The organism is Pseudoalteromonas rhizosphaerae (genome assembly GCF_028885455.1).
GTDB classification, from domain to species: domain Bacteria; phylum Pseudomonadota; class Gammaproteobacteria; order Enterobacterales; family Alteromonadaceae; genus Pseudoalteromonas; species Pseudoalteromonas rhizosphaerae.
In genome coordinates this window covers 893,620-909,375 of the sequence record NZ_CP118496.1, presented here as the reverse complement: position 1 = coordinate 909,375, position 15,756 = coordinate 893,620, and the positions used below count along the sequence as shown (strand labels likewise).

At 41.4% G+C, this 15,756-nt stretch carries 13 protein-coding genes; 5 read left to right on the top strand and 8 right to left on the bottom strand.

Going from position 1 to position 15,756, the window contains the following annotated elements:
- The first annotated feature begins 779 nt into the window (after nucleotides 1-779).
- From PVK79_RS04015 to yacG, 4 genes are all read left to right on the top strand, one after another.
- Nucleotides 780-1,679: a prepilin peptidase gene (locus PVK79_RS04015; RefSeq protein WP_274804052.1), complete on the top strand. Its 900-nt coding sequence runs from the start codon at nucleotides 780-782 to the stop codon at nucleotides 1,677-1,679.
- A 1-nt stretch (nucleotide 1,680) separates the two neighbouring features.
- A complete protein-coding gene (gene coaE, locus PVK79_RS04010) occupies nucleotides 1,681-2,313 on the top strand; it encodes a dephospho-CoA kinase (RefSeq protein WP_257325349.1) in 633 nt (210 codons plus the stop codon).
- A 139-nt stretch (nucleotides 2,314-2,452) separates the two neighbouring features.
- The gene (pilB, locus tag PVK79_RS04005) at nucleotides 2,453-4,132 is read left to right on the top strand and encodes a type IV-A pilus assembly ATPase PilB (RefSeq protein WP_145235193.1); all 1,680 of its coding nucleotides are present in this window, start codon (nucleotides 2,453-2,455) and stop codon (nucleotides 4,130-4,132) included.
- A gap of 67 nt (nucleotides 4,133-4,199) precedes the next feature.
- Nucleotides 4,200-4,430, top strand: a complete 231-nt coding sequence (gene yacG / locus PVK79_RS04000; RefSeq protein ID WP_182735849.1) for a DNA gyrase inhibitor YacG — start codon at nucleotides 4,200-4,202, stop codon at nucleotides 4,428-4,430.
- Between the two features lie 150 nt (nucleotides 4,431-4,580).
- Here the strand turns inward: yacG and PVK79_RS03995 are convergent, their stop codons facing one another.
- The 4 genes from PVK79_RS03995 to tkt form a co-directional block, all read right to left on the bottom strand.
- Entirely contained in the window at nucleotides 4,581-5,753 is a 1,173-nt protein-coding gene (locus PVK79_RS03995) for an NRAMP family divalent metal transporter (protein WP_145235524.1), read from the bottom strand.
- A gap of 205 nt (nucleotides 5,754-5,958) precedes the next feature.
- Entirely contained in the window at nucleotides 5,959-6,315 is a 357-nt protein-coding gene (gene hpf, locus PVK79_RS03990; protein WP_145235189.1) for a ribosome hibernation-promoting factor, HPF/YfiA family, read from the bottom strand.
- Nucleotides 6,316-6,496: 181 nt separating this feature from the next.
- On the bottom strand, nucleotides 6,497-6,808 hold the full coding sequence (gene ppnP, locus PVK79_RS03985) for a pyrimidine/purine nucleoside phosphorylase (protein ID WP_145235187.1): 312 nt from the start codon (nucleotides 6,806-6,808) through the stop codon (nucleotides 6,497-6,499).
- A gap of 193 nt (nucleotides 6,809-7,001) precedes the next feature.
- Nucleotides 7,002-8,993 (bottom strand): transketolase, encoded by a 1,992-nt coding sequence (gene tkt, locus PVK79_RS03980; RefSeq protein ID WP_257325348.1) that lies wholly within the window; start codon nucleotides 8,991-8,993, stop codon nucleotides 7,002-7,004.
- Between the two features lie 274 nt (nucleotides 8,994-9,267).
- Between tkt and metK the strand changes: the two genes are divergently transcribed.
- Entirely contained in the window at nucleotides 9,268-10,419 is a 1,152-nt protein-coding gene (gene metK / locus PVK79_RS03975) for a methionine adenosyltransferase (protein ID WP_149981353.1), read from the top strand.
- A 390-nt stretch (nucleotides 10,420-10,809) separates the two neighbouring features.
- Here metK and PVK79_RS03970 read toward each other — a convergent pair whose 3' ends face one another.
- The 4 genes from PVK79_RS03970 to PVK79_RS03955 all read right to left on the bottom strand — a co-directional run bounded on the left by PVK79_RS03970 (nucleotide 10,810) and on the right by PVK79_RS03955 (nucleotide 15,649).
- A complete protein-coding gene (locus tag PVK79_RS03970) occupies nucleotides 10,810-11,217 on the bottom strand; it encodes a diacylglycerol kinase (RefSeq protein WP_257326432.1) in 408 nt (135 codons plus the stop codon).
- A 57-nt stretch (nucleotides 11,218-11,274) separates the two neighbouring features.
- The gene (locus tag PVK79_RS03965; protein ID WP_257325347.1) at nucleotides 11,275-13,263 is read right to left on the bottom strand and encodes an LTA synthase family protein; all 1,989 of its coding nucleotides are present in this window, start codon (nucleotides 13,261-13,263) and stop codon (nucleotides 11,275-11,277) included.
- A 162-nt stretch (nucleotides 13,264-13,425) separates the two neighbouring features.
- Complete coding sequence (locus tag PVK79_RS03960; protein ID WP_257325346.1) at nucleotides 13,426-14,097, bottom strand: START domain-containing protein; 672 nt, start codon at nucleotides 14,095-14,097, stop codon at nucleotides 13,426-13,428.
- Between the two features lie 31 nt (nucleotides 14,098-14,128).
- A complete protein-coding gene (locus tag PVK79_RS03955) occupies nucleotides 14,129-15,649 on the bottom strand; it encodes a CYTH and CHAD domain-containing protein (RefSeq protein WP_257325345.1) in 1,521 nt (506 codons plus the stop codon).
- Nucleotides 15,650-15,756: the final 107 nt, after the last annotated feature.

Here is a 15,756-nt window from a genome sequence, read left to right as displayed (position 1 = left end):
TCTGTGTAGCGCGCAGCGCCTTTGTGCCCTCGGTGGTAAAATAGATTTGTCGGTGTAAATGTATAAACAGTCGCGAGGTAAACTCGCTGCTACATACACGTAAGCGCGGGGTTACCCCGCGCAATAGATTCAAGTTCTGTCAGTGATTAATTCACCACCGAGAACACAGAGTTCACAGAGAAGAAATAAGTAATTTTTTACTTTGGTTTCTCTGTGTAGCGCGCAGCGCCTTTGTGCCCTCGGTGGTAAAATAGGTTTATCGGTGGAAATGTATAAACAGTCGCGAGGTAAGCTCGCTGCTACCAATACGTAGGCGCGGGGTTACCCCGCGCAATAGATTCAAGTTCTGTCAGTGATTAATTCACCACCGAGAACACAGAGTTCACAGAGAAGAAATAAGTGATTTTTTACTTTGGTTTCTCTGTGTAGCGCGCAGCGCCTTTGTGCCCTCGGTGGTAAAATAGGTTTGTTTGTGTAAATGTATAAACAGTCGCGAGGTAAACTCGCTGCTACCAATACGTAGCCGCGGGGTTACCCCGCGCAATAGATTCAAGTTCTGTCAGTGATTAATTCACCACCGAGTTCACAGAGAAGAAATAAGTGATTTTTTACTTTGGTTTCTCTGTGTAGCGCGCAGCGCCTTTGTGCCCTCGGTGGTAAAATAAGTTTATCGGTGTAAATGTATAAACAATCACGAGGTAAACTCGCTGCTACATGCACGTAAGCGCGGGCTTTTAGTAGTTTTTAGGTTTTAGGTTTTAGGTTTTAGGTTTTAGCGAATGCAAAATTTCTTTCTCGATATAATCACTGTTATGCAAAACCAATTATGGTTTTATTTACTCACTGTTGGCTTAGTGAGCCTGTGTATTGGCAGTTTTTTGAATGTAGTTATTTACCGGTTGCCGATAATGATGCAACGTGAATGGCAAACAGAATGCCGTGTTTTACTGGCTGACGATTTAAAACCCACAAAAGCTGATAATACAGAAGCTGAGTTTAATCTGGTCAAGCCTAACTCTACTTGCCCAAAATGCAAAACTGCCATTAAGCCTTGGCAAAACATTCCTGTTATTAGCTGGTTATTGTTAAAAGGTCGCTGCGCTAGTTGCAGTAACCCTATTTCAGTACGTTACCCAATTGTTGAAATGCTTACTGCGGTTTTAAGCTTAATAGTGGCCTACACCTTTGGCGCGACTGAGCAGGCACTACTGTATATTTTAATTACTTGGGTGCTCGTCGCCCTGACCTTTATTGACATTGATCATATGCTACTGCCTGACCAACTCACCTTACCTTTAGTCTGGTTAGCATTAATTGCTGCGGTAATGGGCATCACTATCTCCCCAACAGATGCCATTATTGGTGCAGCATGTGGTTACTTAAGCCTCTGGAGCGTATTTTGGCTATTTAAACTGATCACCGGTAAAGAAGGCATGGGCTATGGTGATTTTAAATTACTGGCGGTATTTGGCGCATTGCTTGGCTGGCAATCATTACTCACCATTGTTTTATTATCGAGTGTAGTGGGCGCTATTATTGGTATCGCATTATTGAGTATTCAAGGCAAAGATAAAGCCACGCCAATTCCATTTGGGCCTTATTTAGCCATTGCCGGCTGGGTTACTTTGTTATGGGGCACACAAATCCAAGTATTTTATTTTAATTTGTTAGGTTATTAATATGAATGCATCCACTCATAAAGCGATGAAAAATTGGGTGCTGGGCTTAACCGGCGGTATTGGTTGCGGAAAAAGCGCCGTTAGTGCCATGTTTGAAAAACTCGCTATTACCGTGGTTGATGCTGACATTATTGCACGCCACGTAGTCAAACCGCATAGCCCTGGTTTAGCTGCTATTAGTGAGCATTTTGGTGCCCAAGTGCTAAACCCCGACGGCAGTTTAAACCGGGCGCAATTACGTGAGATTATTTTTGCTGATACAGCGCAAAAAACTTGGCTTAATAATTTGCTGCATCCACTGATCCGTGAAAAAATCCTTACTGATTTACACTCTGCAAACAGCGCATATGTGGTGCTCGTCGCACCACTGTTATTTGAAAATGGTCTTGAGCAATATTGTGATCGCACTTTAGTGATTGACGTTCCTGTAGAAATACAACTCAAGCGTACTATCGCCCGCGATAACACCTCTGAGCAGCAAGCACGCAGTATTATCGCCGCACAAATGTCACGCGAGGATAAACGCCATCGAGCTGACGATGTGATTGATAACAACCGCCCATTGCATTTAGTTGAGCAGGATATAATGCAACTTCATCAAAACTACTTACAACTAACGGCTAAAGTTAACTAATAAAGATGATAACGGTTGTGATAAACAAAAACTTTTTAGCTTTTTGTTGTCAAATTACCTTAAATCGACAAGACTGATGTTATACCATTCTTTTTTCTGATAAATTGCTGGCTATGAAAGGATCTAACCAAGGTGCGCAATGAATATTAATTCACCATTACTTAGAAAGTTTATTACGCTTGGCCGTATTGACGCAGAAACAGTCAAACTCAAACAGCGTGAGTATGGCTCAACAGCAGAGTTGATCGCAAAATGCAGCGGTATTGATGGTCATGAACTTGCCGAGCAATGTATCGACTTATTCCGAGTGCCTTATTTTGATATACGTGAGTTTGACGTCGAGCTGATCCCAAAAGAGCTTGTTAAAGAAAAACTGATCAAAGATCATCATATTCTACCTTTAGTTAAAAAAGGCCGTAAACTCTACATTGCCGCGTCGGATCCTACTGATTATGGTGCTTTTGAAAACTTTGAATTCAGTACAGGGCTTGCTTGTGAGGTGGTCGTTGTTGATTATCGCCAGCTTGAAGCCAAAATAGATCAACTGCTTGATGCGTCGGGCAGTTTAAATTTAAGTGATGAAGAATTTAAAGAATTTAGTGATTTAGATACCGAAGGTCCTCGCGAAATACAAAACAATGGCGAAGACGAAAAAGACGATGCCCCGATTATCGTCTACATCAATAAAATTTTGATGGATGCAATTAAAAAAGGCGCCTCGGATTTACACTTTGAACCTTACGAACATAAATACCGCGTGCGTTTTCGTATCGATGGCATTTTACATGAAATGGCCAGCCCGCCGAACAGCTTAGCCACGCGTTTATCAGCGCGGATAAAAGTAATGGCACGCTTAGATATTGCCGAAAAACGCAAACCACAAGATGGCCGTATCAAACTTAAAATCACCGAACGTAAAAGTATCGATTTCCGGGTAAGTACGCTGCCGACTTTGTGGGGCGAAAAAATCGTAATGCGTATCCTTGATTCATCCAGTGCCATGCTTGGCATTGATGTACTGGGTTATGAACCTGAGCAGAAAAAACTCTATATGGATGCGCTGCAACAACCGCAAGGCATGATTTTAGTTACCGGCCCTACCGGCTCGGGTAAAACAGTATCACTTTACACTGGTTTGAATATTCTTAACCAACCAGAGCGTAATATTAGCACTGCAGAAGATCCGGTTGAAATTAACCTTGAAGGTATCAACCAAGTGCAAATTAACCCGCGCGCAGAGATGACCTTTGCTAATGCGCTAAAAGCGTTTTTACGTCAAGATCCTGATGTGGTGATGGTAGGTGAGATCCGTGATCTTGAAACCGCTGAAATTTCTATTAAAGCGGCGCAAACTGGTCACTTGGTATTATCGACCTTACATACTAACTCTGCACCTGAAACCCTAACCCGTTTACTTAATATGGGTGTACCTGCTTATAACGTTGCCAGCTCGATTAGCTTAATTATCGCACAGCGCTTAGCTCGACGTTTATGCCCTAAATGTAAAGCACCTGAAAGCTTGCCGGACGAAGAGTTACAACGCCAAGGTTTTAGCCCTGAACAAATAACTGAACTCACTTTATTTGCACCCAAAGGCTGCGATAGCTGCACTGATGGCTACAAAGGTCGTGTGGGTATTTATGAAGTAATGCAGATTACTCCAGAAATAGCGCAAATCATTATGCGTGGCGGTAATTCACTAGAAATTGCTGAAGTATCGTTAAAGTCTGGCTTTAATAACTTGCGTTTATCAGGCCTCAGAAAAGCTGCCGCCGGTATGACTTCATTAGCCGAGATAAACCGAGTAACTAGTTTTTAAGATCCTAAAACCTAGCTTTCTAGGTTTTAGAGTTATAAATCGTAAACAATATGTATGAGAAGATGTTATGCCAACAGTTGTAAGCTGCCCAACGTGTAAAAACCAAGTCGAATGGTCAGAAAAAAGTCCGCACCGCCCTTTTTGTTCAAAACGCTGTCAGTTAATTGATTTAGGCGAATGGTCGTTTGAAAACAATAAAATCTCTGCACCTATTACCTCTGCAGATGATTTAAGCCAAGATATGATTGAAGATATTGAAGCTATGCTTGCTAAAAACGACGATGATTTTTTCAAGTAAGCCTGAAGTAATTGAAAAATAGGAGCTAGGTTTTAGGTAGTAGCTAGGTTCTAGTATTCGAAGCTCGCAGCCCGTGGCGAGGTAAACTCACTGCTACCAATATCTAGCCGCGGGTTTACCCCGCGCAAACTCCAATTAACTACTTTGCTGTTAACCAAGCTTCCAAACCAAAAACACCAACGCAAAGCCAACTAAATAAATCAGTCCTAACCAGCTCAAGCTTTGTATTACTTTGGAATGCTGAATACTTGGCACTGAGCGAACTAAGCTGAAGTTCAGCCATGCAAAAATCGGCGTGGTCAAAAATGCTAGCGTCATGGCAAAAGTAAGCATAGGGCCAAGGGCTGATTTAAAGAATAAGATCACCGCCATCCCCGCCAAAGATTGTACTATCAACCAGATATTTAAGCTGTGCTTACTTTGTTTAAAACCTAATAACTTGTGTGATTCGTTTAATGTGCGGGCGTAGCCATCAAGCACGGTTAAAGTTGTGCCAAACATACACAAAAACGCGATAATTGAAACTAATGGTCGTGCCCATTCACCTATGGTAAGGGCATACATATCAATAAGCTGTTTAGCAAATGCCACGCCGCCGAGCTCTATATTCGCGCTTTGCCCATATTGCACTAGCACACCAAGTGAAAAGAATACTAATGCCAGCCCTGCGGTTAACCAATAACCTAAATTAAAATCAAACAACCCCTGAGCCTTAGTCACGCTTTGCTGACTTTGCTTTTCTTTAAGCCACAATGAGCTTAATGCTGAGATTTCAATCGGTGCAGGCATCCAACCCATCAATGCCACCATAAAACCCAGCATAGCAAGTTCATAGGGAGATGGGCCAACGTAATCAGCAGGTGCCATTGGGCCGTTACTAAATGCAATAGCTAGGGCAATGACTGTTGCTAGTGTAAGTAGCCCCATAATAGCCTTTGCGACGTTATCGAGTGCTTTAAAGTGCCCGAGTAATAAAATGACTAAGCAAACGGCGAGGATCAACCAACACAGTAAAGTCACTGAAATAGCAATGGGTAAAGCGTAGTGTAATAAACTGGCCGTTAATAGCAGCACACCAGCGGTATTGACCACCGCAGCAATAATATTTAACCCAATAAAACTATAAAAAAACCATGGGCCTTTACTTTGATAGCCTTCAACTAAGCTTTTTTTTGTGGCTAGCGTGTACTCGATACCAAAGCGGAAAAACGGATACTTAAGCACGTTAACAACGAGGATTAACCAAAATAGCTGCCAGCCAAAAATAGCCCCTGCTTGCGTTGATGCCACTAAATGTGAGCCACCAATTGCAGCGGTTGCCATTAAAATACCGGGACCTAGTGCGTTTAAACGAGTTTGCCAAATTGATACTGCTGACTGCATCTGTGTACTTATTACTTATGGTTAATAATAAGCAAGTTACAGCGTTTTAATTAAGAAATAAAGAGTAAAGCGGAGGTTTAGAGGACTAGTCCTTTAGATGTAAATCGCTAGATCCTAGTTGCCTAAGATCTAGCGTCTTTATTATTTAACGTAGGTCCATTTCTTGAATAATTTCATGAGCAATTTCAGGTGTAGTGCTCACCGGTTTTTCATGTAAATTGGCTTTAATTTGGCCTTTACGATGCTTTAGTGCTGCATCGAGTTTTTTAGCCGCGTTTGCAATAGCTGGATAAAGAACTTCGTTCTCACCTTTAACGGATAAACGCGCGCCTTCGTATATGGTACTGATTTCTGCTTGGAGCTTATGATGCTCTTTTGAAAGAATGATATCTAGTGCGATCAGAGATGGAAAATGACTCGCAATTTTTGAAAATTTTTCGTTGATGTGCTCTCTAATAGAGTCAGTAACGTCAACATGGTGACCAGAAAGATTAATTTTCATAGGGTATCCTTTTTTATGTTACCTCATAACTAGTATTGGGGGCTATTTAGATTAACACAAGGCAGAAAAGCATAAATATGAAATTTATTTGTTATTACAGCTGATGTAGATCAATTTAGTCACATTAAATATGCAAAAGCCCGCGCATGGCGGGCTTTCAGCGTGACACTTAATTTGTATGTTAAGTATACGAACAACAGTAATCAGCAAAGTCAGTCACTTTTACTTGAAAGGTAACGTTAGCATCAACATTAAAAGACTCCCCTGCTGACATCGTTTGCCATTTCGTCTCACCAGGGAGTAATACATCCCACTGGCCGCCGTTTAATTCCATCAATTCTTTTTTGCTCGTAGCAAATTCAAACTCACCCGGTTGCATAAAACCTAACGTTTTAGTGCTGCCATCAGCAAAAACTACGGTACGACTTGATACTTTACCGTCAAAATATACGTTCGCTGTTTTAACAACACTTACATTATCAAACTGAGACATCCTCACTCCTGTTCTTTGATTTATAATTTAACTGCGACCACATTGCCTTAAGGACGCATAGCATGCAAGTGTAGTGATGTGAAAAATACTCATGGGCATCTGATAGCTGACGGCTTAAAGCTTACAGCTCTGTATAAAAAAGCCCGCACTGCGTTTAACACAGTGCGGGCTTTTTACATTTTAACCTTTAAGGTTAAAACAATTCGTTTGCTTTGTTTACGATGTTTTCTACCGTGAAGCCAAAGTGCTCAAACAGCTCATTAGCTGGTGCTGACTCACCAAAGGTGGTCATACCTACTACAGCGCCGTTTAAACCTACATATTTATACCAGTAATCAGCAATACCTGCTTCTACGGCTACGCGGCGTGAAACTGCAGCTGGTAGTACACTTTCTTTATAAGCAGCGTCTTGTGCATCAAATACATCGGTCGATGGCATAGAGACAACACGTACTTTTTTACCTTGCTTACGCAGTTCAGCGGCTGAATCTTGTGCTAATTGCACCTCAGAGCCAGTTGCGATTAAGATAAGCTCAGGCTCGCCGTCACAGCTCAGCACATAACCACCTTTTTTCACGTCGCTTAATTGCTGCGCTGAGCGAGTTTGTTGCTCAAGGCCTTGGCGAGTAAAGATAAGTGATGTTGGACCATCTTGGCGTTCAATCGCTTGTTGCCATGCAATAGCAGACTCAACTTGGTCACACGGGCGCCAGTTAACTAAGTTTGGCGTTAAACGCATGCTAGCAATTTGCTCTACTGGTTGGTGAGTTGGACCATCTTCACCTAAACCGATTGAATCGTGGGTGTATACAAAAATGCTTGGCACTTTCATAAGTGCAGCCATACGAACAGCATTACGTGCATATTCCATAAACATTAGGAAAGTTGCGCCGTAAGGAATAAAACCTTTATGCAATGCAATACCATTCATAATCGCCGACATCCCAAACTCACGCACACCGTAATAGATGTAGTTACCGCTGGCATCATCGCGTGTTAAGCCTTTAGAGCCTTTCCAAATAGTCAGGTTAGAACCGGCTAAATCAGCTGAGCCGCCCATAAATTCAGGCAGTAATGGACCAAATGCATTCAGTGCGTCTTGCGATGCCTTACGTGATGCTGGGTTTGCTGGATTTGCGTCTAGTTGCTTAATATATGCTTGTGATTTTTCAGCCCAATCTGCTGGCAACTCACTACTAGTACGGCGTTTAAATTCAGCGGCTAGTTCTGGGTGTGCAGCGGCGTACGCGGCAAATTTTTCATCCCAGTTAGCTTCAAGTTGTTTACCCTTTTCTTTGCCATCCCATTGTGCATAAATATCAGCTGGGATTTCAAATGCTTCACCAGTCCAACCAAGGAACTCGCGTGCTGCTTTGATTTCGTCTTCACCTAGTGGTGCGCCGTGACAATCATGGCTACCTGATTTATTTGGTGAACCATAACCGATAACTGTTTTACAACAAATTAGTGTTGGTTTGTCGGTGATGCTGCGTGCTTCTTCGATGGCTGCGCGGATAGCGTCTGAGTCATGGCCATCAACGTCACTTACTACATGCCAACCGTAGGCTTTAAAGCGTGCAGGTGTATCGTCGCTAAACCAACCTTCAACTTCACCATCAATTGAAATACCGTTGTCATCCCAAAATGCAACAAGCTTACCTAGGCCTAATGTGCCGGCAAGTGAACATGCTTCATGAGAAATACCTTCCATTAAGCAACCATCGCCTAAGAAAGTATATGTGTGGTGATCAACAATATCATGACCTTCGCGGTTAAATTGCGCGGCTAATGCTTTTTCAGCAATCGCCATACCTACCGCGTTAGTGATCCCTTGACCAAGTGGGCCCGTAGTAGTCTCAATACCTGGCGCATACCCATATTCTGGATGGCCAGGTGTTTTTGAATGCATTTGACGGAAGTTTTTAATTTCCTCAATTGGTAAATCATAACCACTTAAATGCAATAGAGAATAAATAAGCATTGAACCGTGGCCATTGGAAAGTATAAATCGATCTCTATCTACCCACTCTGGATTTGTTGGATTGTGGTTTAGATAATCGCGCCATAGTACTTCTGCGATATCAGCCATGCCCATAGGGGCTCCAGGGTGGCCTGATTTGGCCTTTTGTACTGCGTCCATTGATAAGACGCGAATAGCATTTGCAAGTTCTTTGCGAGACGGCATGGATTCTCCTACCTTTACTGTATTTGCGCTGGTTATTGTGTGTATTCATTTGAAGATCCATTCTTACTTATTGTAGGGGCTGTATGCAATTAAAAACCTGATTAAATTGGGCATTATGAATTTTTTTTAAGAACAAAAAGTTATTAGTAATTTTATTTAGACGTCTAGGCGTAAAAAAACTATGCAACTATCGTTGTTTTAGATAAAATACGCCCCTAAATTTTTTAGCGCTCTTACCGACGTTTGTGAAGCGCAATATTTGTGAGCAAAGACAATGGCAAAACATTTATTTACTTCTGAATCTGTTTCTGAAGGTCATCCGGATAAAATCGCGGACCAAATCTCTGACGCGGTACTAGATGCCATCTTAGAACAAGATTCTCATGCCCGTGTTGCGTGTGAAACTTACGTAAAGACTGGTATGGTTATGGTTGGTGGTGAAATCACTACTAGCGCATGGGTTGATATCGAAGAAATCACACGTAAAACTGTACGTGAAATTGGCTACACTCATTCTGATATGGGTTTTGATGCAGACTCGTGTGCAATTTTAAACACGATTGGTAAGCAGTCTCCTGACATCAACCAAGGTGTTGACCGTACTAGCCCAGAAGAACAAGGCGCTGGCGACCAAGGCCTAATGTTTGGTTACGCATGTAACGAAACTGAAGTATTAATGCCTGCACCAATCACTTACTCACACCGTTTAGTGCAGCGTCAAGCGCAAGTACGTAAAAGCGGCGAGCTTAACTGGTTACGTCCTGATGCAAAATCACAAGTTACTTTTGCATATGAAAACGGCAAGCCAGTAGGTATTGACGCAGTGGTACTTTCTACTCAACACAGTGAAGACATTTCACAAAAAGATTTAGTAGAAGCTGTGATGGAAACAATCATCAAGCCAGTACTGCCTGCTGAGCTTATCACTAGTGCAACTAAGTTTTTCATTAACCCGACTGGCCGTTTTGTAATCGGTGGCCCAATGGGTGACTGTGGTCTTACTGGTCGTAAAATTATCGTTGATACCTATGGCGGCATGGCTCGTCATGGTGGCGGTGCATTCTCTGGTAAAGATCCATCAAAAGTTGACCGTTCAGCTGCGTACGCTGCACGTTACGTTGCTAAAAACATCGTTGCTGCGGGCCTTGCTGACAAATGTGAGCTACAAGTTTCTTACGCAATCGGTGTTGCAGAGCCAACGTCAATCAGTGTTGAAACATTTGGTACCAGCAAGCTTGAAGAATCACGTTTAATTGAATTGATTCGTGAACACTTTGACTTACGTCCATATGGCTTAATTAAAATGCTTGATCTTGAGCGCCCAATTTATCTACCAACTGCAGCTTACGGCCATTTTGGTCGTGATGAATTCCCTTGGGAACGCACAGATAAAGCAGACGCACTTCGCGCAGCAGCTGGTCTTTAATATCAGCCACTGTGTGAATACAAAAAAGCGCCAATTGGCGCTTTTTTTTATGCTTGCTGATTATATTGTTGTAAATGCCTAGGTTATTGTCGCGAGGTAAACTCGCTGCTGCCAGACGTAGGCGCGGGTTTACCCCGCGCAATTAAAGCTAGGTTCTAGAAAGTGATACCAATCGTGTTAAGTTACTGACCATTTATAGCGACAGATAAATACAGTGATAACAAGGCGTAAATTTTGACATGTAGTTGTTCTACTTGAAAAAATTATAACGCAGTTAGCGCTTTATTTAGCTCGCTAGAATGGTTAAATATTTAAGTCGATTGGTATAACTAGGAGCTTGGGTGTATTCGAAGCTTGTCGCTCAAAGCCAGTGACGTTTTACCTAACTTCCTAACCTATCAATGTAAGTATCTTTTCATACCCAGCCACAGCCCATACAATAAACAACACTATCAGTGCTAATGTTACAGCCGCTGAAGCGATATCTTTCGCACGCCCTGATAGCACGTGGTATTCAACACCAACTCGATCTGTTAATGCTTCAATTGCTGAGTTTAGCAACTCAACAATCAACAATAACAAAAAGCTGATTACAAGAAGTGCCCAGTGCTGCAATGATTGTGCTAGCCAAAATGATAACGGCAATAATACTAGCCCTAGCGCAAGCTCTGTGCGAAAGGCTGACTCTTCCTTAAATGCGGCTTTAAATCCTTTAATAGAACATTTGGTTGCTTTTAAAATACGCCCAACCCCTGTGCCATTGGGTTTGTTTACTAAATTAATCTCTGGTTTAGTCATTGTATAATCTTTTGCGTGTAAGTTTTGCTTATCTAGTGATGAATCAATCATATTACTTTAATCCATACCTTGAGTTAATAAATGCCAGGCTGTCGCCATATACTGGGTATATGCTTGCTCTGTCTGTGCATCAATTTCGACAAATTGCGGTGGTGTTGTCGGTAAAAGCTGAGTTTTATCCAGCTCATTGACCCTATAATACTCATAAAGTGCCGATAAATCACCACGCCAAAGCTGCTCATTGTGACGTATTGTTTGAAAACCAAATACCCTTCGATCTGGCGCTGTATTAAATAATGATTGTCCCATGCTATAAAACTGAGTATTTGCTGGCGCAATTAAATCTAATAATGTTGGAGCGATATCCATATGGCTTGCCACTTGCTGTGCTGGCACTAAATCTGCGCTAACACCTTTGCCATAAATCACCATCGGCACATGAGTTAACTCATATAAATTTGGACGCTTGTGAAAGTTACGACGACTATAATGATCCCCGGTAATGACAAATAATGCATCTGGATAGCGTTGCTCCATCTTAGCCACAAACTCACCCAGCATTTTATCTGCATACCACAAGTGCCCTAATACATACGGATCTAATAACTCCCCTTCTAATCTATTTATCTCTGCAGGGTAATCTGCAGCCGACTTATAAGGGTAGTTATATTTGTCTAAATCGAGATTAAACGGGCCATGATAACTACCCGAGAGAATCACATTAAAACTTTTCTGTGTGGTTTTTTCTGCCACTAAATCAAATAACTGACCATCATCAATGCCCCAGACTCCTGCACTACCTTTACCGCCAGCATCGGTAGCTGAATAGACCTTATCAGCACCTTGAGATAGAACGTACTCACCGACATTCTGCCATGATAATAAACCACCATAAAAAAACTGGCTGGTGTACCCTAACTGCTCTAATTGATTAAATAACGATAACTTGCTGCTTGGTTTTTGTGGCCCAATCAAACTCATATTAACCCCTGCATAAGGGATCCCAGATACAATACTGGATAGCGAATTCATAGTACTGCTAGCTGCAGGTAAAACGTTATCTAGGTAAATACCTTTACTAGCTAGATTTTTTAACTGATTGGTTAAATTAAGCGAAGCATACTTCTGTTGTAACGGCCAAGAATCATAGCTTTCCATAACAATCACGAACACGTGTGACGGTGCAGCTAACAAAGGTGCTGTAGTATATTGACTAAATGCGTTTAAAGGTAAGACATCAAGCACTGAGTTATGATTTAAATATGGATTTTCGCCGTCTACGCCATGACTTTGTAGATCGTTGTAATCTTTAATGGCATATAAAAAGCTGCGAAATGGATTGATCACTAAATTATTAATAAATGGGTCCGGCGTTACCGCAGACCACTTCCGTGATGCCGGACGTGACTCAAAAGAACCTCGAATAGCACAGATAAATAACACCACTATGATGCTAATTAACAACGTACGCTTCCATTTAGAGTCAGTAAAAATGCGCTGTAAAAAGCTATTCGACTGCTTATCAACGCGATGACATAACTTAAATGCAACCACTAACAGTGTAAATAACCCTAGTAAGCTTCCCCATGGCCGATATTGTTCAATCACGGTTAAAGCAATTGCTTGCTGATCATCGTGCAACCCTTCAAACATAAAGTAATTGAATTGACTGCCGTACTCTGAAATATACGTAATACTAGTTATACAGAGTAAAATAGCGACTACAAAAAAGAGTTTACCTGTAAAGTTACGCACCATTCTTACCCAATGACCTAAGCGCATCGGCTGTAAAATACAATTTAATAAAAAGGGGATGCTAAAACACACACCACTGGCTGCTGAGTCAAAAGCAAATCCTGTTTCTAAGGTGTTTAAAATGACATCAAGATCAATTGGTGTAGTGATTCGGTCATGAAAGTAGACTAAAAAGAAAATCCGAAAGCTCATAAACAATAAAACACCCGCTAGCCATAATGTAGCGATGCGCCAACTTTCGTTAACAAATGAAAACCAACGGCTTGAGCCTGCAAGTGATGAAGCTAACACTATACTGTCCTTAAAGTAGTATGTTCCCAGCGCAGGAATATTACCGATTTAAGTTACATTAACAATATTTTTTTTGTAATTATTTGTAATAAATATTTAATAAAAAAAGTAGCAAGAAATTAACTAGCCATCTAGATTATGTCGATTGTTAGCATTAATACGCTATTGTTTATTGGTATGACTACAATTACCAACTTGGCTTACTTGCTGATTTGTTTGATAGGTTTTATTGATTAAGCGTAATTTAAGAGCAAGCAAGGTATGCATCGCACTTTTTAATCCCACTTTATTGCTTAGCCAATAAGGAATTGCACCACCAGGATTGGCGTATATTTCATATGTTATGGTTAACAATGATTGCCATTCACTGCTATGTTGGGTTAATAACCAATGTGCTTTTAGATCAGTGATACGGATCACAGCTTGGCGCTTTGCAAGCTCCCCTGTTTTTGCTGCAATCGTTAACTTCGTCTGAGTGTCGTTCAGTTGTTGGTAACATGAGTAACTCACCATATCGCGATCAGCGAGCGGCCACGGCGAGTCAAACTCGGTATGTACAATAGTTTCTGAGGGGCTTAGTCGTTCCAACACTTTCACATGGGTAACATTATCAATCCATAACGGCGCGCTGTCAGTATCACTTAGCAATGTCATAAAGTCATTGGCCGTGACGCCTTCAACAGTGATCTCTGCCTGCACTTCAAAAATACCATTGTCATGTTTTTTGTAGTACACACTTGCACCATCACGCTGTTTCCAGAGTTGCCAATGCTGAACATCACTGAGCACATCGGCACTAAAGAGCAGCATTAGTAATAATACCCGCCGTACCATGTGTATTCCCTATGTACTGGCTTAAAGGCGATTACTGCCAGTAAGGTGATATTTTATATGAAGCTAAGCGGCTTTGTTCCATTGCGTCGACCAAGAATTCAGACTTTCTTTCAAGCCAGCTTTGAATTTTTGCCAGCTCATCATCATCTTGTCCTGCACATAACTGCTTTAAATACTCAAGCGTACTGAGCTCGTACATGCCGTGTGAAATATCTAACCATGGGATACGAAACTCACTGCGTTCATCTTTTTCGAATAACGAACCTAAACAGTTACCACTGAGTAAGCTGTTTTCTAAACGCATACGTAAATCTAAGTAATCCTTAACAGTCAGTGTTTTTTGTTCTGGCAGTAACTGATGAAGGTCTTGCCAATCTTTTTCAAATAATCGATTAGCAATCTCAGCGACTGGTTTTTCAGCTGCTTGAAACTGTACTTGCCCCCAACTTTTACGCCATTGCTTATCCACCAGCCAGGTGGTTAAAGACAATAATAAGCGGTTATAGCGAGCGCTATGAAACAACCGATTAATATCATCAATACTTGGCTGTAGCTCTTTTAAGTCATTAATAACTTGCGTTAACTCAGGTGCACTGTTGATTTTTTTATAGTATGCGTGGCGCTTAGATGTGTAGGTTTTTAGTTGAATCGCGTTTTCAACCCATGCTAATTCACTTAATAGCCATTTTAGCTCGGTGCGTAATAGCTCGGTGGTGCTTTTATCAACAATATCGTCAAACAACCAGAACGTATGACGGATTAAACTAATACCATCGGTCACTCGTTTCAGTGTCTTTAAACTCGGTTTATCGAAATAACACTGTTCATGTTTTTGTACAAAACGAATACCAAAGCCAATTGCGGCTATAAGTGCTTGCTCTTGCGTTGCATGTTTAGGTAATGACACAAAGCCAATTGATTTACTTGGCTTAAGTGGTTTTTCATCCGCAAGGCGATAACCACGAGCCGCTTTAGAATATAACCCTAAGCGAATATTACTTTGACTCACTAACTTATCTGCTAAAGCAAATAATTCATCGCGGCTGCCTTCAACCAGTTCAATTTCAAGCTCACAAATTGGCTCCATTAAACCCGATGCAGATACTTCGCCTTTATCTAACACGACCTCAATTTTAGCGCCACTGTCGGTTTCAATAAGCCAGGTACGACGAATAAAATTAGTACTAAAAATAGGATAAAGATTAGCGGCAATTGCACTTATTTGCATACCATGCGGCCAAATACTGGCATCAAATGCAGTTATATTTGGTCGGCTACTTTCCAGCGGTAAATTATATTCAGGTCGTTGATGTAACCCGCCCATAACTTCTCCAGCAAGCTTGATAGTTTGCTCACATTGATTATCAGCACAGCGGGTACGAAAACCGATATCGAGCGCTCTTAATTCACGGCTTGGCGTGTCAAAATAAGCATTTTGTAAACTACGCGAAGGTTTATTAGTAACCGTTTTTGCAAATTGAGTAATTAACGCGGGGATCAGTGGGATTACGGCGTCTGACACCAAAAACTTCAGTTCTATCTCAGTATCCATTAGGCTTGAGGATTACCTTTAAAATAAATAAGAGCTCAAAATAAACAAAGCTGCTCAACATTGCAAATTTTTTAGCTTATTTGAATCATGAAACAGCAGCCATGATT